Annotated in this window: 17 protein-coding genes; 6 read left to right on the top strand and 11 right to left on the bottom strand. The window is 64.7% G+C overall.

All coding sequences use genetic code 11. The features are described 5' to 3' along the window. Positions 1–41: 41 nt before the first annotated feature. Complete coding sequence (katG, locus tag QTI04_RS11485; RefSeq protein ID WP_286615711.1) at positions 42–2,222, bottom strand: catalase/peroxidase HPI; 2,181 nt, start codon at positions 2,220–2,222, stop codon at positions 42–44. Between the two features lie 501 nt (positions 2,223–2,723). After that, on the bottom strand, positions 2,724–3,677 hold the full coding sequence (locus QTI04_RS11490) for a hypothetical protein (protein WP_286615712.1): 954 nt from the start codon (positions 3,675–3,677) through the stop codon (positions 2,724–2,726). Positions 3,678–3,889: 212 nt separating this feature from the next. Here QTI04_RS11490 and QTI04_RS11495 point away from each other — a divergent pair, with 212 nt between their 5' ends. The 3 genes from QTI04_RS11495 to QTI04_RS11505 all read left to right on the top strand — a co-directional run bounded on the left by QTI04_RS11495 (position 3,890) and on the right by QTI04_RS11505 (position 9,756). Next, positions 3,890–6,127 carry an NADP-dependent isocitrate dehydrogenase gene (locus QTI04_RS11495; RefSeq protein ID WP_286598425.1) on the top strand — a complete coding sequence of 746 codons (2,238 nt, stop codon included), beginning with the start codon at positions 3,890–3,892 and terminating at the stop codon, positions 6,125–6,127. Between the two features lie 89 nt (positions 6,128–6,216). Further along, on the top strand, positions 6,217–7,863 hold the full coding sequence (locus tag QTI04_RS11500) for an OPT/YSL family transporter (protein ID WP_286615713.1): 1,647 nt from the start codon (positions 6,217–6,219) through the stop codon (positions 7,861–7,863). A 135-nt stretch (positions 7,864–7,998) separates the two neighbouring features. Next, complete coding sequence (locus tag QTI04_RS11505; RefSeq protein WP_286615714.1) at positions 7,999–9,756, top strand: tannase/feruloyl esterase family alpha/beta hydrolase; 1,758 nt, start codon at positions 7,999–8,001, stop codon at positions 9,754–9,756. 77 nt (positions 9,757–9,833) lie between these two features. Here the strand turns inward: QTI04_RS11505 and QTI04_RS11510 are convergent, their stop codons facing one another. From QTI04_RS11510 to QTI04_RS11520, 3 genes are all read right to left on the bottom strand, one after another. Further along, entirely contained in the window at positions 9,834–9,965 is a 132-nt protein-coding gene (locus tag QTI04_RS11510) for a hypothetical protein (protein WP_286615716.1), read from the bottom strand. A 26-nt stretch (positions 9,966–9,991) separates the two neighbouring features. After that, complete coding sequence (locus QTI04_RS11515) at positions 9,992–10,426, bottom strand: hypothetical protein (RefSeq protein ID WP_286615718.1); 435 nt, start codon at positions 10,424–10,426, stop codon at positions 9,992–9,994. Between the two features lie 71 nt (positions 10,427–10,497). Beyond that, a complete protein-coding gene (locus QTI04_RS11520; RefSeq protein ID WP_286615720.1) occupies positions 10,498–11,742 on the bottom strand; it encodes a glycerophosphodiester phosphodiesterase in 1,245 nt (414 codons plus the stop codon). Positions 11,743–11,890: 148 nt separating this feature from the next. On the opposite strand from QTI04_RS11520, the gene QTI04_RS11525 reads away from it, so the two are divergent. After that, positions 11,891–13,249, top strand: a complete 1,359-nt coding sequence (locus tag QTI04_RS11525) for a class II 3-deoxy-7-phosphoheptulonate synthase (RefSeq protein WP_286615721.1) — start codon at positions 11,891–11,893, stop codon at positions 13,247–13,249. A 27-nt stretch (positions 13,250–13,276) separates the two neighbouring features. Here QTI04_RS11525 and QTI04_RS11530 read toward each other — a convergent pair whose 3' ends face one another. From QTI04_RS11530 to mltG, 6 genes are all read right to left on the bottom strand, one after another. Continuing rightward, positions 13,277–13,939 carry an ankyrin repeat domain-containing protein gene (locus QTI04_RS11530; RefSeq protein WP_286615722.1) on the bottom strand — a complete coding sequence of 221 codons (663 nt, stop codon included), beginning with the start codon at positions 13,937–13,939 and terminating at the stop codon, positions 13,277–13,279. Next, positions 13,936–14,742: a TatD family hydrolase gene (locus QTI04_RS11535; RefSeq protein ID WP_286615724.1), complete on the bottom strand. Its 807-nt coding sequence runs from the start codon at positions 14,740–14,742 to the stop codon at positions 13,936–13,938. Before QTI04_RS11535 ends, QTI04_RS11530 begins: the two co-directional genes overlap by 4 nt. Before the next feature lie 65 nt (positions 14,743–14,807). Continuing rightward, positions 14,808–15,182: a PilZ domain-containing protein gene (locus tag QTI04_RS11540; protein ID WP_214685382.1), complete on the bottom strand. Its 375-nt coding sequence runs from the start codon at positions 15,180–15,182 to the stop codon at positions 14,808–14,810. After that, positions 15,179–16,192, bottom strand: a complete 1,014-nt coding sequence (locus QTI04_RS11545) for a DNA polymerase III subunit delta' (protein ID WP_286615726.1) — start codon at positions 16,190–16,192, stop codon at positions 15,179–15,181. The genes QTI04_RS11540 and QTI04_RS11545 overlap by 4 nt, the downstream gene beginning before the upstream one ends. Continuing rightward, the gene (gene tmk / locus QTI04_RS11550; protein ID WP_286598412.1) at positions 16,189–16,848 is read right to left on the bottom strand and encodes a dTMP kinase; all 660 of its coding nucleotides are present in this window, start codon (positions 16,846–16,848) and stop codon (positions 16,189–16,191) included. Before tmk ends, QTI04_RS11545 begins: the two co-directional genes overlap by 4 nt. Then, complete coding sequence (mltG, locus tag QTI04_RS11555; protein ID WP_286615728.1) at positions 16,845–17,864, bottom strand: endolytic transglycosylase MltG; 1,020 nt, start codon at positions 17,862–17,864, stop codon at positions 16,845–16,847. Before mltG ends, tmk begins: the two co-directional genes overlap by 4 nt. 86 nt (positions 17,865–17,950) lie before the next feature. Here mltG and QTI04_RS11560 point away from each other — a divergent pair, with 86 nt between their 5' ends. Beyond that, positions 17,951–18,874, top strand: a complete 924-nt coding sequence (locus tag QTI04_RS11560; protein ID WP_286598409.1) for a folate-binding protein YgfZ — start codon at positions 17,951–17,953, stop codon at positions 18,872–18,874. Between the two features lies 1 nt (position 18,875). After that, complete coding sequence (locus QTI04_RS11565) at positions 18,876–19,391, top strand: DUF1697 domain-containing protein (RefSeq protein WP_286598407.1); 516 nt, start codon at positions 18,876–18,878, stop codon at positions 19,389–19,391. Positions 19,392–20,222 lie beyond the last annotated feature (831 nt).

Below are 20,222 nucleotides of genomic sequence, written 5' to 3' on the forward strand. Positions count from 1 at the left end.
CTTTCGTTGGCCTCCTGTCAGGTCCAGTTAACGAGGATTGTCTAAACCACGTTGAAGCGGCCAAGGTTCATCACCTTGGTCCACGCAGAGACAAAGTCCTTCACGAACTTCTCCTGCGCGTCCGAACTGCCGTAGACCTCGGCCAGAGCGCGCAGCACTGAATTGGAGCCGATGGCCAGGTCCACGCGCGTCGCGCTGCCCATGCGCTCGCCCGACTTGCGGTCAACTCCCTCGTACACGTTGTTCTCGCCGGGCACGGCCTTCCAGGTCGTGTTCAGGTCAAGCAGGCGGACGAAGAACTCGTTGGTCAGCGCGTGCTCCTTCTGGCTGAAGATGCCGTGCTTGGTGGCGCCGACGTTGGCGCCCAACGCGCGCATGCCGCCCACCAGCACCGTCATCTCGGGCGCCGTCAGCGTCAGCAGTTGGGCCTTGTCGATCAGCAGCGCGTCGGCGGGAATCGCATAGTCCTTCTTGAGGTAGTTGCGGAAGCCGTCAGCCACCGGCTCGAGCACCTTCATGGCCTCCACGTCGGTTTGCTCCTGCGACGCATCCATGCGGCCGGGGGTGAAGGGCACCGTCACGCTATGACCTGCGTTCTTGGCGCCTTGCTCAACGCCGGCGCAGCCGGCCAGCACGATCAGGTCGGCCATCGAGATCTTCTTGCCGCCGGATTGCGCCTTGTTGAATTCGCCCTGGATGCCTCCCAGCGTCTGGAGCACCTTGGCCAGCCTGGCCGGCTCGTTGACTTCCCAGTCCTTCTGTGGCGCCAGGCGGATGCGGCCGCCGTCGGCGCCGCCGCGCATGTCGGAGCCGCGGTAGGTGGAGGCCGACGCCCAGCCCGTCAGCACGAGGTCCGAGACCGACAGGCCCGAGGCCAGGATCTTGGCCTTGAGAGCCGCGGCATCCTTGTCGTCGATCAGGGGATGATCGACCTTCGGGATCGGGTCCTGCCAGATCAGCTCTTCGCTCGGCACTTCCGGGCCCAGGTAGCGCGAGCGCGGACCCATGTCGCGGTGGGTCAGCTTGAACCAGGCGCGCGAGAAGGCGTCGGCGAACTGGTCGGGGTTCTCGAGGAAGCGCCGGGAGATCTTTTCGTAGGCTGGGTCGAAGCGCAGCGAGAGGTCGGTGGTCAGCATGGTCGGCAGCCGCTTCTTCGACTGGTCGTGCGCATGCGGAATGTCAGCTGGTGCGTTCTTGGCCTGCCACTGTCCAGCACCAGCCGGGCTCTTGACCGCCTCCCATTCGAACTTGAACAGGTTCTCGAAGAAGAGGTTGGTCCACTTCGTCGGCTGCTGGGTCCAGGTGACTTCCAGGCCGCTACCGATCGCGTCCCCAGCCATGCCGCTGGCGTGGGTGCTCTTCCAGCCCATGCCCATTTCTTCCAGATCATTCGCTTCAGGTGCTGAGCCGACGAGCGTCGCCGGACCCGCGCCGTGGGTCTTGCCGAAGGTGTGGCCGCCGGCGATCAGGGCGACGGTTTCCTCGTCGTTCATCGCCATGCGGGCGAAAGTCTCGCGGATGTCCCGAGCCGCCGAGACCGGGTCGCCGTTGGCGTTCGGGCCTTCGGGGTTGACGTAGATCAGCCCCATCTGCACGGCCGCGAGCGGGTTCTCCAGGTCGCGGTCGCCGGTGTATCTCTTGTCTTCGAGCCAGGTGGTCTCGTTGCCCCAGTAGACGTCCTGGTCGGGTTCCCATGTGTCCGGGCGGCCGCCGGCGAACCCGAAGGTCTTGAAGCCCATGGACTCCAGGGCCACGTTGCCGGTCAGGATCATCAGGTCGGCCCACGAGATCTTGCGGCCGTACTTCTGTTTGATCGGCCACAACAGGCGCCGAGCCTTATCGAGGTTGACGTTGTCGGGCCAGCTATTGAGCGGCGCAAAGCGTTGTTGGCCCCGGCCGCCGCCGCCACGCCCGTCGCCGGTACGGTAGGTTCCGGCGCTGTGCCAGGCCATACGGATGAACAGAGGCCCGTAATGGCCGAAGTCCGCCGGCCACCAGTCCTGGGAGTCCGTCATCAGCGCACTCAGATCCTTCTTCAGCGACTCGTAGTCGAGGCTCTTGAACTCCTTCGCGTAGTCGAAGTCCTTACCCATCGGATCGGACTTGGAGGAATGCTGGTGAAGCAGGTCGACCCGCAACTGGTTGGGCCACCAGTGGTGATTGACGGTGCCGCGGCCCACTGCATGGTGGACGGGGCACTTGGCTTCGGGATTCTGGGTCATGGGGAGTCTCCAGTTCATTGATGGGAACTGTGCATTCTGGTGCTGCACGCACGAATAGGGCAAATGCTTTGCCTATGACGCCCATAGTGCATTCCCACGTTGACGGACCGTGGCCGCAATGGTGGCAGGCGGGGTGGGGTGCAGCGCCTGCCATTCCCTATATCGCACGATCCATCATTTGACATAATATACATTGTTGTTGTATTCGTATCAACTGTCGGAGCTTGGTCTGCGGCGGGCGCGGCCTTTCGAAAGAATTCGTGACCACCGATCCGAGCAAGTCCAGCTCTGAACCGAACAAAGGAAGCAAGGCCTGACTTGGCGTGCGCGACGTGTCGGAGCGCGATCGGGGGCCTGAATTCCCGCGCCCGCAATGTTCTCCACCTCCCCCGTGGACAGACCTGTGGACAACGCGATGAAGAACCTCATGGATCGACTCCAGGCTTGGCTCCCCACGCGTTGCCCCAAAAACAGGCAGCGTGAAGCTTCGAACGAAGCCGCTCAGTCCTTGAGCCCGGCCAACGCGCGCGCCTCGCTTTCGTAGGCCGGGTAGGACGCTTTCATCACCGCGCCGTTGAGGATCATTTCAGCCACCAACGTGTGCGATGCCGCATCGAAGACGCGGGTGCGGACCCAGATCGATTCGGTGCGTGCGCTCTCACTGAGCGCGATGATCTCGCGCTCGAGCTCGTAGTCCTGGTCGACGAAGAGCGGCCCGTTGATGAGGCGGATCTCCTGGCCGGCGAAGAGCCCGACCGCTGGCTTGCGCCCGCTCAGGCCTGCTTGAGCAGATGTTGAGCCCAGCAGCACGCTGATCATCTCGGTCGGGATGATCGGGCGCCCCCAGGGCGATTCGGCACCCGACTCCCGCGTGTACCACGGACTCGGCTCGGTGATGACCTTGAGCTTGTCGGCCAGGGTGAACGGATAGTGGTCGCCCATGTGAGTATCGAAGCCCATGCGGGCCTTCTCGACCACCGCGCCGCGCTGCCCGACCTTGAGGTCGCGATTGATCACCAAGCCCGTCGGCGGGCGCAACTTGGCGATGCGCAGCCGCAGTTCGTGCGGCAGACCATCGGCGTCGCCGACGGACGCCGTACCGGTCAGCACCGGCGTGCCGTCGCGCTTTTCCGCGTGGATGCGGACGAAATGGGGCTGCGCGGGATCCGGCTGTGCGAAAGCCCGGACCTCCTCGCCCTCCACCACCATGTTCTGGTAGTGCGCGCTGATGCAGCCGGTTTCGAACCAGCTCTTGCCGAACACGTGATACAGCAGCGGATCGAACTGGCTGAAATGCGTGGGTCCTTCGATCGGCCCCGCGCGCAGTCCCAGCCCTTCGGCCATGGCATCGTCATGGATCGATTTATGGCCGTCGTAGCGCTGGTCTGCCAGCATCTGCCGAGGCTGGCGCAGCGGCCCGCACAAGGCGGGCACTGTCGGAAAGGGTGCGGTCACGGTCGGTTCCCCCTGAATAGAGGTCGGCGATTCTAGGAGCCCGGACTTTCGCCCGAAGTCACGCGCGAGACCTGCTTCAAAGGTGGTCAGAGCTCCCAAAACTTCGCGACGCCGGAAACTCCCGTCTCAACTTGCTAAAGTTCGGCAGTTCGCAACCCCGTCTGCCATGCTGGCGGGCGGCACTGCGTTGTTCAACCCATCCCAAGGCTGCCATGACCGCCAAAAGCTCCCAGATCATCTACACCCTCACCGACGAGGCCCCTCGCCTCGCGACCGCCTCGCTGCTGCCCATCGTCAAGGCCTTCGCCGCACCGGCGGGCATCGACGTCGTGACCAGCGACATCTCGGTGGCCGCCCGCATTCTGGGCCAGTTTTCTGAAGCACTGACCGAGGCGCAGCGCGTGCCCGACAACCTGGCGGAACTGGGCAAGCTGACGCTGCGGCCCGACGCCAACATCGTCAAGCTGCCCAACATCAGCGCTTCGGTGGCCCAGCTGAAGGCGGCCATCAAGGAACTGCAGGACAAGGGCTACAAGATTCCCGACTACCCCGAAAACCCGAAGTCGGACGAGGAGAAAGAGATCCGTGCGCGCTACAACAAGTGCATCGGCAGCGCGGTGAACCCGGTGCTGCGCGAGGGCAACTCCGACCGTCGCGCGCCCAATGCGGTGAAGGAATTCGCCCGCAAGAATCCGCACAGTATGGCCGAGTGGAGCCAGGCGTCGCGTTCGCACGTCTCGCACATGCACCACGGCGACTTCTATCACGGCGAAAAGTCGATGACGCTCGACAAGGCCCGCGACGTAAAGATGGAGCTGATCACCAAGAGCGGCAAGGCCATCGTGCTCAAGCCGAAGGTCTCCCTGCTCGAGCGCGAGGTGATCGACTCCATGTTCATGAGCAAGAAGGAACTGGTCGACTTCTACGAGCGGCAGATCCAGGACGCCCACAAGACCGGCGTGATGTTCTCGCTGCACGTGAAGGCCACCATGATGAAGGTGTCGCACCCCATCGTGTTCGGTCACTGCGTCAAGATCTTCTACCGCGAGGCCTTCGAAAAGCACGCCAAGTTGTTCGATGAATTGGGCGTCAACGTCAACAACGGCATGGTCGACCTGTACAACAAGATCGCCACCCTGCCCCAAAGCACGCAAGACGAGATCCGGCGCGACCTGCACGCCTGCCACGAGAACCGCCCCGAACTGGCCATGGTGGATTCCGCCAAGGGCATCACCAACTTCCATTCGCCCAACGACGTGATCGTGGATGCTTCCATGCCCGCGATGATCCGCAACGGCGGCAAGATGTACGGCGCCGACGGCCGACTGAAGGACGTGAAGGCCGTCATGCCCGAGAGCACCTTCGCCCGCATCTACCAGGAGATGATCAACTTCTGCAAGTGGCACGGCGCTTTCGACCCCAAGACCATGGGCACCGTGCCCAACGTCGGCCTGATGGCCCAGCAGGCCGAGGAATACGGCTCGCACGACAAGACCTTCGAGATCACCGAAGACGGCGTGGCCAATATCACCGACCTCAACACGGGCGAGGTGCTGCTCAGCCAGAACGTCGAGGCTGGCGACATCTGGCGCATGTGCCAGGTCAAGGACGCCGCCATCCGCGACTGGGTCAAGCTCGCCGTCACGCGCGCTCGCAACTCCGGCATGCCGGTCGTGTTCTGGCTGGACGCCTACCGGCCGCACGAGGCGCAACTCATCACCAAGGTGAAGATGTACCTGCACGAGCACAACACCGCCGGTCTGGACATCCAGATCATGAGCCAGGTGCGCGCCATGCGCTACACGCTGGAGCGCGTGGTGCGCGGGCTGGACACCATCAGTGCCACCGGCAACATCCTGCGCGACTACCTGACCGACCTGTTCCCCATCATGGAACTGGGCACCTCGGCCAAGATGCTGTCCATCGTGCCGCTGATGGCCGGCGGCGGCATGTACGAAACGGGTGCCGGCGGCTCAGCGCCCAAGCACGTGCAGCAACTGGTGGAAGAGAACCACCTGCGCTGGGATTCACTGGGTGAGTTCCTCGCCCTGGCCGTGAGCCTGGAAGACCTGGGCATCAAGAACAACAACGCCAAGGCCAAGGTACTGGCCAAGACACTCGACTCTGCCACGGGCAAATTGCTGGACAACAACAAGGGTCCCTCGCCCAAGACCGGTCAGCTCGACAATCGGGGCAGCCACTTCTACCTGGCTCTCTACTGGGCCCAGGCCCTGGCCGACCAGACCGAAGACAAGGAACTGGCCGCTCATTTCAAGCCGCTCGCCGAGGCGCTGGCAGCCAATGAAAAGAAGATCGTGGACGAGTTGGCTGCCGTGCAAGGCAAGCCGGCCGACATCGGCGGCTACTACCTGCCAGACGCGGGCAAGACCGAAGCGGTGATGCGACCCAGCGCAACGCTCAACGCGACGCTGGCGGCAGCGGTGGGTTGAGGTCTCCCCACCCAGACCAAGGTGCCCGCTGGCGCTGGTTGCCCATCGAGGGCAGCTGGCGTTACCACCTGCTCCTGGCGGGTACGGGCATGTTGGTCCTGGGACCGTTGGCCGGGGTGACTGCGGCCTACATGAATTTCTCGCTCGGCTTCTTCGTGGGCGGCCAGGTCCTGGCGGGCCTGCTCGGCTCCGCCGTCACCGCGGGCTACGGCGCGGCCGGGCGCCACGGGGCCAACTACATCCAGACTGCAGCCGCCTCGGTCGCCAGCATGAGCGGGATGGGCGTGCTGCTCCAGGCCATGGCGTGGATGGGCCTGCCGCAGCCGCCGGCCTGGCAGATGGTGCTGTACCTGGCCTGTGTCGGCATGTTCGGCGTCGGCGTCGGCATGCTCTATACGCCAGTGTTGGTGGACCGCATGCGCTTGGCCTTCCCTTCCGGGCTTGCGGTCGCCAACATCCTGCGCGCGCTGACCGACCCCATGTTGTTGCGTCGCTCGGTGCGGCAACTGGGTGGTGGATTGACTGTCGGATTGATGGCGGGACTCGCTTCGGCCCGCCTGCCGTTGCTGGGCGCCATCGGACTCTCCGCGTCCACCTTCGGCGCGGGACTCGTCGTCGGCGCGCGCATCGGCATCCCGGCGGTGATGGGGGGCGTGATCGGCGTGGCACTGCAACCGTACTTCGTCTCGATCGGCTGGCTACAGACCGGCGACCCGCCGCGCAAGATCATGTTCCTCATTGCACTGGGAACGATCATGGGCGCAGCGCTGGTGGACATGGCGCTGATCTTCGCGCGAGCCCTGCCGCGCGCGCAGCGGCACGATGAACGCAAAGCGCCGCCGCCAGTCGCCGACGACTGGCGGCGCATCGACCGAACGCACCTCGTGGGGTGGGTGCTTTTCTGGGCGGCCGCCACCGTGGCCAGCGGCCATTGGCTCCTGGGACAGCCCCTTCTCTACCTCGTGGTCGCGGTGACGCTGGTCTTTCTCTTTGCGCTGGTCAACGGCATCTCGGTCGGCGTCAGCGACTCCAATCCCATCTCTTCCGCATTCGTCGTGACGATCGTCATCCTCGCCGCCTTGGGCTTGCGCGACCCCGGCGTGGGCCTGATGGCCGGCGCGGTGTTGCTGGTGGCGACCAGCGTGGCCTGCGACATGCAGCAGGACCGCTCCACCGGCTGGCGACTCGGCACTCCACGCGTGATGCAGTTCCGCTACCAGGTGCTGGGCATCGTCGTGGGCGCCATGCTGGCGGTGGTCTTCGCGCGGCTGTTCATGGCGGCCTATCCGGTCCTGCTGCAGGATCAGACGGTGCTGAAGGCCGACCAGCAACCGGCCGCGTGGAGCTCGGCCATGACGTACAAGTTCGTGGGCGTGCTACGCAGCCTGACCGAAGACCTGCCGTTCCAGCGGACAGCCATTGGCGTGGGCATTGCGGCCGGCGTGGCGTTGGAGGTACTTCGCAAGTGGCTGCGCCCGCACACCTTCGTGCTCGATGCCATCGTGTTGCCTTCGCCCTATGCGCTGTCTTTCGGCGGCTTCGTCAACCTGCCTACGTCCCTGTGGTTTGGCGCGGGCGGGGTTGCAGGCAGCCTGTGGGCGGCGCGTGTGCCCGCTCGGCGCGATGTGCCGGAGGACATGAGCAGTGCTTCGCTGTTTGGTGGAGGGTTGATCGCCGGCGATGCGCTGGCGGCGGTCGGCATCGGCGTCGCCAGCTTGGTGGCGGTGTTGGCTTAGGCCCACCTACGCACCCATCGTCGAACCTTCTGCTTAAGTACAACCCCCTGTTTCCTGGTTGCGCGTGAGCGGAGCAGACTCGCGCCCCTGTGCTGAACCGCGCCTCACGTCACCGCCATGAAGGAGACGAGCAAGATGAATCGAGCCATCACAGTGCTTCGGATCAGGCCTCGCACCGCACCTGGCCTGCGCGAGGCGTGCGTCCTGGGCATCGCAGCCTTGACCGGTACGGCGCAGGCCGCCTGGGACTGCCCTAGCCTGACGGCCGTCACCACTGCGGACGCGACGATCACTTCGGCAACCCTGACCGATCCCCCCGCGGTAATCGGCGGTGCATCGGTTGCAATCCAATTCTGCCGAGTACTGGGCATCGCCCGGCCCTCCTCCGATTCGGAGATCAAGTTCGAGGTGTGGCTGCCACCGTCTGCGGGCGACTGGAACAGGCGCATGAAGGTCAACGGCACCGGGGGTTATGCAGGCTCCATTCCGTATGCAAGGCTTGCGCAGGACGTGGCCGACGGCATCGTGAGCGCGGGCAGCAACATGGGCCACGACGGCGGCGAATCGGCAACCTGGACACTCAACCGCCCCGAGAAGGTCAAGGACTGGGGCCTGCGAGCGCACTACTCGGTGGCGACGGCCGCCAAGGCGTTGAGCAACGCGTTCTATGCCGAGCCGGTCAAGTACTCGTACTTCGAAGGTTGCTCCAACGGCGGGCGGCAGGCGTTCATGATGGCCCAGAACTATCCGGAGCTTTTCGACGGCATCGTGGCCGGTGCGCCGTCGAACTTCTACCCCGACCTGCTGATGTGGCTGCTCTGGACGGGCAAGAACCTGACGCCGAGCGCCCCGTTCGGGCCGCCTTCGGTCAGCACGGCAAAGCGTCAAGCGGTCACGCAACGCGTGCTGCAGGCCTGCGATGCGCTCGACGGTGCGACCGACGGGCAGATCACCAATCCGCGCGCATGCCGATTCGACATCGACAACCTTGGGCCGAGCGGCGACGGCACGCTCACTGCGCCGGAGCTTGCGGTCTTCAAGGCCATGTACGCGGGAACCACCAGCGAAGCCGGCGTGCAGCGCTACACCGGTGCGCGACTGGGCTCGGAGGCCGACTGGAGTCCTCTGTTCGCCGACAACGGTGGGTATGGTCCGTTCATCGGCCACTATGTGTACTCGCAGGAGAGTCCGCCATTCGACTGGCGGCGCGACATCAACTTCTCCAACGTGTACGACGTCGTGAAGCAGACGCTGACGCCCGTCACCGCGGCGCCCAGTCCGGACCTGCGCGCATTCACGCGGCGTGGTGGCAAGATCATCCAGTACCACGGCTGGAACGACTCGGTCGTCCCGCCCGACGGATCGATCGGCTACTACTACGCGCTCACCCAGTTCGAATGGCTGAAGTCTCTGCCACCCAGGGTGGCCGACAGGCTCATCGACGACCTGTCACCGCAGGCCGTCGAGGCCACGGCGCTCGCGTTCGGGCGCAAGGTGCGGGAGTACCACCGCCTGTTCATGCTGCCCGCCGTGGGCCACTGCGGCGGCAGCACCGGCCCGAGCGCGATCGGCGGCGGCGCACCGGAGCCGCCGAAGGCGTTCCGCAATGCCGACACGCACGTGGTCAGCGCCGTGATGAAGTGGGTGGAGCAAGGCGTGGCGCCGGAGAAGATCGTCGCGTCCGCGTTCGACGCCACTGGAAACGTGGTTCGTCAGCGGCCGGTGTGCCCGTACCCGGCGCAAGCCGTTTACGAGAATGGCGGCGACCTCGACAGTGCCGAGAGCTTCACGTGCAAGACGCCGCGCCCAAGAGGTATCGACGTCGAAGCGGGAGACATGCTGCACATTCGCAATTCGTTGACGCAGCGCGGACTGCTGTTGCCCCATCGGTAGCGCTGCCGGCACGCGCCCCAAAAGCAAACGGACCTCGAGAGGTCCGTTTGGATGGGGAAAAGGCTGGGAGACCGCCCTCAGAGAGAGTGACCAGACTCCAGTTCGCGCCGCATCTTGCGCGAGTTCAGGATTCCGCGTACCAGTACCCCGATACCGCTACCGGCTACCAGAATGCCAAAGGCAAGAACGAGGATGTTTTCCTGGCTCATAGAAACCTCCTATGAATGGAGCGATTTTACTCCACCTTGCCAAGAAAGGCTTGGCGCTTCCTGACGCTCTTGATGGCCTCGAGAGCCTCTGACCTGGCGATCCACCACAGCGTAGCGCAGACGCCGAAGGCCACGATCTGCAGCAGGACCAAGGTCGACCTGCTCAGCTCCAGCGTTTGAGCAACCCAGTTCCCGACCCCGAAAACGACCACCATGACGGGCAGCGCCAGACGCTCCAGTGAACTCGCGTTCACCTCTTTCTGGTCGAGATCGACCTTCACCTGCCGTTTGACCTGCACGATCCAGTCGGCCAGATCCGCACGAAGGTCGGCATCGATCGATGGCATCCGATGCATTTCTTCGAGCACATCGAGATCGATCCCCTCGAACGCTTCCTGTTGTCGCCGATGTCGCTCTGAACGCCGCTGTTCGGCGGCCGATGCGAGTTCTTGGATTGACATGCGCATGCATCGATTCTCCCTCAATGCAGGCACGCCAATCAGGCGCTTGCGTACGCGCGGACAGCTCCAGGTCAGTCGTTGCTTCTTTCGCACTTGCGTGCATTGACGAGGCAAGCCGCGTAGTCGGGGTCGTGCTTGAGCAGGAACATCGCGCGTGCGGCGACGGCGGTGTCGGCGAAGTCGCTGAACAGGCCATCGACTCCGGCCTCGTAGAACGCGAGGTATTCGTTGACCGCATTGCCTTCGAAACTGCCGGTCAGCCGCTTCTGTTCGCTACGGAACGTGTAGGGATGGACGAGCAGGCCCAGGCGATGTGCATTGGCGATCACGTCGGTGGGCGGCAGCAGGACCCGGTCACGATCGTCGACGAGGCCATCGCCCGTGACGTCGACGCATGCACCGCCCTGCACCGACTTGCACGCGCTCGAGATGAGATAGGGCTTCCAAGGGCCGATGCCGTCCGCATACCCTTTGACTTCCTGCAGGCCGTGCGGTGTCAACAGATCCTTGAAGAGGCCGTCGCGGTTGGAAACCACCCAGTCGTACGGCTTGTCATAGGGTTTGCTGAAATCCAGCGAGCCGTCGGGCTTCACGTCGTTGGCATCGACCAGTTGAATCAGCCGCACGCTGGTCTTGCCGCGCAGGTAACGCAGGTTGGCGGTCTCGAAGGATTGGATGAAGACGGGCGCATTGCGGTTGTTCCAGCCCGCGGCGCTCAACACGCCCAGCAGACGATCCTCCAGGGGCAACCCGATGCTCTGGTGGTAGGTCGGATGCTTGGTCTCGGGATAGATCCCGATGCGACGCCCCTCTTCCCGCGACTTTCGCTTTGCCAGGTCGATGACCTCGGCCAGCGTCGGGATCTGGAACTTGCCGTTGAACGACTGGTCGCGTTCCGGGAACGACTGGACGGCCCGCAATTGCTTGATCTCGCCGAGCGTGAAGTCACTGGCAAAGAAGCCGTCCGTTGCAACGCCGTCGACCATGACGGTGCGCCGGCGGTCAGCGAACCGGGGCAGGCTCTTGACGTTGGTGGTGTCGATCAGATTGGGCTCGTGGCGCGCGATCAGGTGACCATCCTTTGTGGCGACCAGATCGGGTTCGATGTAGTCGGCGCCGAGCGCGATGCCGAGGGAATAGGCTTCCAGCGTGTGTTCGGGCAGATAGCCGTTGGCGCCACCCCGGTGTCCGATCACCAGCGGCGCGTTGTCGGCGCGACGGCGCCCGTTCTCTTCGTGGGCCACCACGGTCGTGGTGGCTGCGATCAGCGTTCCGATGCCAAGCAGAGCGACACAGGCGTTCTTCAGAGGGCGCATGAAGGGTTCTCCTCTTTGATGTGGCGCGAACGGTATGCGCCGTTTGTGACAACCGCGTGAACTCATGGTAGCGCCGGCTGGAGGAAGTCGCATCCTGTCGCTATCGCTGGCTGCTCTGGTCTAATCGGCGAGGCACGGAGTTCCATCCATGATCCAGTTGCAAGATTGGCGCCCCTCCACCTGGAGAGGTCGCACCGCACTGCAGATGCCGTCGTATCCCGACACGGATGCGCTGCAGGAGGCTGAGCGGCGCCTCTCTGCCCTGCCGTCGCTCATCTTTCCCGGCGAGATTTCGCAGCTGCGCGAACGCCTCGCGGCCGTATCCCGGGGCGAGGCCTTCCTGTTGCAGGGCGGCGATTGCGCTGAGAGCTTCGACGAGTTCGGACAGGAGCCTGTGGAATCCACCTTCCGCGTGATTCTGCAGATGGCCGTCGTGCTGACCTACGCCGCGGCCTGCCCCGTGGTGAAGGTGGGGCGCATTGCCGGCCAGTTCGCCAAGCCGCGCTCCTCCGACCTGGAAACGCAGGAGGGAGCGACGCTGCCCTCCTACCGCGGAGACATCATCAACGCCAGTGCATTCACGGCGCAGGCACGGCAGCCGGACCCCCATCGACTCCTCACCGCCTACTCTCACTCCGCGACCACGCTGAACCTGCTACGCGCCCTGGCCCAGGGCGGTTTTGCCGACCTGCACGAGGTGCACAGGTGGACCGCGGACTTCGTCCGATCGAGCCCTCAGGGCGAGCGCTTCGAGGAACTCGCGGATCGAATCACCCAGTCGCTGGCGTTCATGGAGGCCTGTGGGTTCGACGCCTCACGGGCACCACAGCTGCATGCGGTGGAGTTCTACACCTCGCACGAGGCCTTGCACCTGCAATACGAGGAAGCGCTGACCCGCTTCAGCGAGCGGACCGGCCAATGGTACGGAGGCTCGGCCCACATGCTCTGGCTGGGCGAGCGCACCCGCCAGATCGACGGTGCCCATGTCGAGTACCTGCGTGGCGTCGGCAACGCGATCGGCGTCAAGCTGGGACCGTCGGCCAGCCCGGATGACGTGCTGCGACTCATGGACGTGCTCGACCCGGATCAGGAGCCCGGCCGGCTTGTGTTGATCGCACGCATGGGAAGCGACAAGGTCTCCGAGCGACTGCCGCTGCTGCTGCGCGCCGTGCACCGCGCTGGCCGCACGCCGGTGTGGTGCTGCGACCCCATGCACGGCAACACGGTGACCTCGACCAACGGCTACAAGACGCGCGACTTCGAACGCATCCTCCAGGAACTACGAGGCTTCTTTGCCGCGCATGGCCAGGAGGGCACGTATCCGGGGGGCCTGCACTTCGAGATGACGGGCCAGGACGTCACGGAATGCCGCGGAGGCGCGCAAGCGTTGACGGACGAGGGATTGTCGGCGCGCTATCGCAGCGCCTGCGACCCTCGCCTGAATGGGTCGCAGAGCCTGGAATTGGCTTTCATGATTGCAGACGTGCTCAAGGCTGCGCGCAGATAGCACGAGCCGGAGGCCGGGAAAAGCGCTTCACCACTTCCCGTCGCTGGGTTTCTTGCCCCGCACTGCTGCACCCAGCAACTGCACCGCATCAGGACGATTCGCCTTCTGGGCGAAGTCGGTGGCGGTCATTCCGAGCTGGTTCTTCATGTGCGGATCGGCGCCTTCGTCGAGCAGCAGCTTCACCGCTGCGGTCGACCCATACATCGCGGCCATCATCAAGGGCGTTGAGCCGTTGGGCGATTGCGCATCGATGAAGGCGTCCTTGTCCAGCAGCAACTGCATGATGGCCGTGTGGCCGTTGGTCGCCGCGTAATGCAGCGGCGTCCAGCCGGGCTTGTTGATGTCTGCGTCTCGTTCGATCAATTGGGTCACGAGGTCTTGCTGGCCCTTGATGGCCGCGAGCATCAGCGGACTCTCATCCTTGGCATTGCGCGCCTCGACGTCGGTCTTCGGCGAAGCCAGCAACACCTGGATCACTTTCGGCGACGGCTCGCGCACTGCGATCAGCAACCCCGTCTGGCCTTTATCGTCGCGGGTGTTAGGGTCGAATCCGCGGTCGAGAAGGCTCTTCACGCCGCCCGCGTTATCGGAGCGCACGGCCCGAAAGAAATCTTCGAACGATCCAGCGTGAGTTGATAAAGATACTGCAAAAACAGCAAGATACAGAAACTTCTTCAAGTGATTTATCATGACTTTACCCCGTCGAACAGGGTCTCGAAATTGTCGCTGGTCGCCTTCGCGATCGTCTCGACCGGCAAGTTGCGCAGCTGGGCGATCTGCTGCGCGACGTAGGGCACATACGACGGGTTGTTGGTCTTGCCGCGGTATGGCACCGGCGCGAGGTAAGGGCTGTCCGTCTCGATCAGCATCCGATCCAGCGGGACGAAAGCCGCCACGTCACGGAGATCCTGCGCCTTCTTGAAGGTCAGGATGCCCGAGAAGGAGATGTAGAAACCGAGGTCCAGCGCGGCGCGAGCCACCTCGGCGGTTTCAGTGAAGCAATGGAAGACGCCGCCGGCTGCCTTGCCGGTGCCGTCCTCGCCCTCCTCCTTCAGGATTGCCAGCGTGTCGGCCGAGGCTTGGCGCGTATGGATCACGAGCGGCTTCCGAGTCTGCTGGGCGGCGCGGATATGGACGCGGAAGCGGTCGCGCTGCCATTCCAGATCGGAGATGCTTCGGCCGCCCTTGCGTTCTTCCATCTGGTAGTAGTCCAGGCCGGTCTCGCCGATGGCCACCACTTTCGGCAGCGCCGAACGGCTCACGAGATCCTCCACGGTGGGCTCGGGGATGTCTTCGTTGTCCGGATGGACGCCTACGGAGGCCCAGAAGTTGTCATAACCGGACGCCAAGGCCTGCACATCGGCGAATTCTTCCAGCGTGGTGCAGATGCAGAGTGCCCGGTCGACCTGGGCGGCAGCCATCGCGGCGCGGATTTGCGGCATCTGGTCCGCGAACTCGGGGAAAGTCAGGTGGCAGTGGGAGTCTGTGAACATCGCGGAATTCTCGAGAATGGCGGTGCATCCGCACCGCGTGCGGTCCGCGTCGCAGGGGACGGGACTCAGATGGTCTGGGTCGGGCGATCGGATGCCATCGTGCCACCCAACGCCTCTTCGATGCGGGCCTTGAGTTGGCGCGACTTGTCATCGGACGGGAAGCGGATGCCGACGCCCGGCGCCCGATTGCCGGCGGCGCGCGCCGGCGTGATCCAGGCGACCTTGCCGGCGACCGGATAACGTTGCGGATCCTCGGGCAGCGTGAGCAGCACGTAGACGTCGTCGCCGAGCCGGTACTCGCGCGAGGTCGGAATGAAGATCCCCCCCTCGGCGAACAGCGGAATGTAGGCCGCGTAGAGCGCGCCTTTTTCCTTGATGGCCAACTGGATGACGCTGGGTCGGGCGGGCGCGGACGGGGTGGGGGCTGCTGGAGTGTTCATGGGCGACGGCGTCCCGAGTTTAGGGTGGTTCGCGCCTCGCTCACAAGCGCCTCGAGCATCAGGCCCGCATTGAAGGGGTGTTCTGCGGTTTTTGCCGCATTCGCCAGCGACTTCGACCAGCGGGCCAGTGCCACCCTGGACGGTGCTGGCGGCAAATCGGAAGCTTCGAAGAAACGGGGCGCGGCGCCGCTGTCGGTCGCCATGAGGTCATGGCAAAGCTTTTGGAGCGCGCCGATGGCCTGGGCCGGCGCGTGGTCCGCCAGGGCGCTCACGTCGCCGCGCGACAAGGCCTTTGGCAACAGGCTCCAGGCCCTGGGCGACTGGCCCTGCCCGGCCAGCCGCAGCGCATCGCTGGGCCGGCCGCCGGCGGCGCGCAGGAGCCCGGGGGCATCCGGCTCCGGAATGCCCTGCCCGATCAGCCAGGCGCGCGCCTCGTCGCCCTCGGGCCACGGCAAGGTGAAACCGAGGCAGCGGCTGCGGATCGTCGGCAGCAGTTGCCACGCAGCTTCACTGGCAAGCACGAACCGGACATCGCCGACGGGCTCTTCCAGCGTCTTCAAGAGCGCGTTCGCGGTGATCGTGTTCATCCGTTCCGCCGGATAGACCAGCACTGCCTTGCCGCGGCCCCGTGCACTCGTGCGCTGGGCAAAGCCGACGGCGTCGCGCATCGCCTCGACGCGGATCTCGCGGCTGGGCTTGCGCTTCTTGTCGTCGATGTCGGCCTGTGATTTTTCGTCCAGCGGCCAGCCCAGTTCCTGCATCGCCACTTCGGGCATGAGCACGCACAGGTCGGCGTGCGTACGCACCTGGATCGCGTGACAACTCGGGCAGTGCCCGCAGGCGCCACCGGCTTCTTCCGGCTGCTCGCACAGCCACGCTGCCGCGAGCGCCAGGCCGAGTTCGTATTGGCCGAGTCCCGATGGCCCTTGCAGCAGCCACGCGTGGCCGCGCTGGCGCAGCAGGTCCGCGAGCGGCTTGCGCAACCAGGGCGAAAGCGACTCCGCGTTCATGGCGCACCTCCGCTGTCGGAGGCCACGAGCCCGCGCTCGGCCAGCGCCGCTTCGATCTGCTGCCAGACGTGCTCCCGCGACTGGTTCGCATCGATGCGAACGAAGCGCGGCGCAGCGGCTGCGCGCTGCGCATAGCCCGCTGCAACCCGCCGGAAGAACTCGACCGGCTGCGACTCGAACTTGTCCGGCAGGCGCGCGCCGGCCAGTCGCTCGGCTGCCGTTTCGGGCGGCAGGTCGAACCACACGGTGATGTCGGGTTGCAGGAGCGCCTGCGTGCCGGAATCCGGTTGCGCCTGCACCCATTGTTCGAGCGTCGAAAGCACGGCCGGATCGAACCCGCGCCCTGCCCCTTGGTAGGCAAAGGTCGCGTCCGTGAAGCGATCGCAGAGCACGACGTCGCCGCGCGCCAACGCCGGTTCAATCACGCGCACGACGTGGTCGCGCCGCGCCGCGAAAACCAGCAGCGATTCGGTCAGCGCGTCCATCGGCTGTTCGAGGATCTGCGACCGCAAGGTCTCGGCCAGCGGCGTGCCGCCCGGTTCGCGGGTGCGTGTCACCTCACGGCCCTGCGCCTTGAACAGCGCCTCGAGTGCGTCGATGTGGCTGGATTTGCCGGCACCGTCGATGCCTTCGAGTGTCAGGAAGAGTCCCTTCATTGCCCGCTCCGCTGATTCGGGTCGGCGCCCCGCTGGTAGCGGTTGACCGCACGGTTGTGCTCGTCGAGCGAACTGCTGAACTGGCTGGTGCCGTCGCCGCGGGAGACGAAGTACAGCGACTTGCTTTGCGCCGGCTGCACGGCCGCGAGCAGCGCCGCTTTGCCCGGCATCGCGATCGGCGTGGGCGGCAATCCGTTGCGCAGATAGGTATTCCAGGGCGAGTCGGTCTGGAGGTCTTTCTTGCGCAGATTGCCTTCGAAGCGCGTGCCCATCCCGTAGATGACGGTCGGATCGGTCTGCAGCGGCATCCCGATGCGCAGCCGGTTGATGAAGACCGCGGCGATCTCCGATCGGTCCTGCGCCTTGCCCGTTTCCTTCTCGACGATGCTGGCGAGGATCAGTGCCTCGTCCGGCGTCTTGAGCGGCAGGTCGGCGGTGCGGGCCGCCCAGGCGGCTTCGAGCTTCTTGTCCATCGCGCGCATGGCGCGCTGCAGCAAGGCGAAGTCGGTCGAACCCTTTGAATACGTGTAGGTGTCAGGGAAGAAGCGGCCTTCGGGATGCAGGCCCGGCCTTCCGAGCCTCGTCATCACTTCCTCGTCGGTCTGCCCTACCGTATCGGGTTTCAACTGCTCGGCCTTGGCCAGCGCGGCGCGCACCTGCCGGAAATTCCAGCCCTCGACCAGCACCAGGCTTCGCGTCGCTTCCTCGCCGCGGACGAGCACGCTGAGCAGCGTTCGCGGGGTGATGCCGCGCTCCAATTCGTAGCTGCCGGCGCGCATTTGTCGGTCTTGGCCCGAAAAGCGGAACCACAGATAGAGAAGCTGGGGCGGCACGTCCACACCGGCATCGGCGACGGCCTGCGCGATGCCGCGAGGCGTGGTGCCGGGCTCGACCGACAGGTCGACGTTGGGTGCCGGCAGCTTGAGCGGCTGGTTGACCCACCAGAGGCCGGCGGCGCCGAGGCCCAGTACGACGAAGGCAGCCAGCAGAAAGAGCGTGAGAAAGAAGCGGCGCACGGGATCCGACGAAGGAAGCGAACTGAAAGTTGTGGAATGAAGCCCTGCGGACCGAGCGGAACGGGGTCGGCCATGATAATTCAGCGATGACCTCTGTCGTTCTGAATGGCGTGACCGCCCTCTCCCACCTCGGTGTCATTCGCGCCGAGGGTCCCGATGCCGCCAGCTTCCTGCATGGCCAGCTGACCCAGGATTTCGCATTGCTCGACGATTCGGAAGCGCGCCTGGCCGCCCTGTGCACGGCCAAGGGGCGTGCGATCGCGAGTTTCATCGGCATCCGGCCGCAGCCCGAGCGCATCCTGCTGGTGTGCAGCCGGGACATCCTCGCCGCCACGCTCAAGCGCCTTTCGATGTTCGTGCTGCGTGCCAAGGCAAAGCTGAGCGATGCGAGCGATGAATATGTGCTTTACGGCTTGGCCGGCTCGGCACTGACAGCCAACGGTATCGATGCCGGGTCGCCCCCGGGTCGCCACAGCATGGTGGGTGACGCGAGCGCGGTGACGCTCTATCCGTCCGACGGCATTCCGCGTGCCTTGTGGATCGCGCCCGCAGGCAGCGCCCCGCCCCACGGCACCACGCTGGACCCGTCGCTTTGGCAATGGGGCGAAGTCCGCAGCGGGATCGTCACTTTGACTACGCCCGTGGTCGACGCTTTCGTGCCACAGATGATCAACTACGAATCGGTCGGCGGCGTGAACTTCAAGAAGGGTTGCTACCCGGGCCAGGAGGTCGTCGCGCGCAGCCAGTTCCGAGGGACGCTGAAGCGACGCACCTATCTCGTGCAGGCCAGCGACGAGGTCGCGGCTGGCCAGGAAGTCTTTGCCGCCAATGATCGGGAACAACCCGTCGGCAAGGTGGCACAGGCCGCCCCGTCGCCGGACGGTGGCTGGGCCGCGCTGATCTCGATCCAGATCGCCGCGATCGATGCCGGCGGCCTGCATGCGCGCTCGGCCGATGGCCCCTCGTTGACGGTGGAACCACTGCCCTACGCGCTGCTGGAAGACATCTGAAGTGCCACGCTACGTCGCATTGCTTCGCGGCGTGAGCCCGATGAACGCGAAGATGCCAGAGCTGAAGCGTTGCTTCGAAAGCGCCGGATTCACCAACGTCAAGACGGTGCTTGCCAGCGGCAACGTCGTGTTCGACACGCGCGCCGTATCGGCGCCTGCGCTGGAACGCAAGGTCGAAGCGGCGATGACGCAGCATCTCGACCGGGCATTTCAAACCATCGTGCGCTCGTCCCAGTCGTTACGCGATCTGCTCGATGCGGATCCGTACGCAGCGTTCGACTTGCCGGCAGGCGCCAAGCGGGTTGTCACCTTCTTGCGCACCGCGCATCCTGCCAGGCTGTCTCTCCCGCTGGAGAAGGACGATGCGCGCATCCTCTGCATGAAGAACCAGGAGATCTTCAGCGCCTACGTTCCCGGTCCAAAGGGTCCCGTATTCATGGCGCTGATCGAAAAGACCTTCGGCACGGATGTGACCACCCGGACCTGGGACACGGTCAGGAAATGCGCTGCAGCCTGAAGCCGAGGCGCACTTCGGCCATTCAGCTGCAGCGACCCTTGCCGGCGCCGCAAGAATGCCGGCGCGCAACGAGCATCAGTCAAAGACGATCACGCCGCGCGCATTGCAGCCTTGCGCCAGGTCGTCGAAGGCCTGCGGGGCTTCCTCGATGCGGTAGCGCCTGGTGATCAGCTCGTCGAGCTTGAGCTTGACGGCCTGTCCAGGGAGTAGTGTTGCCCTGATCGCACAGGTTGGGCCTGCTTGACGCCCTCGCCCACCTGGCACACGACGCCCGCACCCTCGCTGGCACGCCACGCCTGGGTCCGCGGGACCAAACGGGGCAATTGCAGCCGCCTTGCCGCGCAGCGAGTAAAAAGACTTACACCACTTCCTGGGACATCAACCGTTCAACGTTGCCGACGCGCCACTTATGCTGAAAATTGAAACGGAACGTGCACTGAGAGCGTGACGCCTCGCTTTAAAAGTTGACCCGATTTCGCGGACACCTGATCCCTATGGAAGAGGTAGTTCACTTGAGAATCAAGTCCCATCCCGTCCGCGCATCAGGGTCAAGGCCAGTGGCGTATACGCCGATTTCCGGATGGCCCCATCTATCTTTCGGCTTATTGGCTTCGATTGAAGCTCTCACCAACACTGGCCTTCCAACTACTCCGTGAGGAGGCTTTCATGTTCGACCGACGCACCCTTGCAGCTTGCTGCGTGCTTGCTCTTCCGTATGGTGCCTGCCTTGCGCAGACCACTTTCGCAGCGGACCAGTACTACGACAACCGGTGGTACATCACGCCCTTCGGCGCCTACGTCCATCCGGACGGCGACCGCAACGCCGACAAC

Source organism: Variovorax sp. J22R115 (assembly GCF_030317005.1).
Lineage (GTDB): Bacteria > Pseudomonadota > Gammaproteobacteria > Burkholderiales > Burkholderiaceae_C > Variovorax.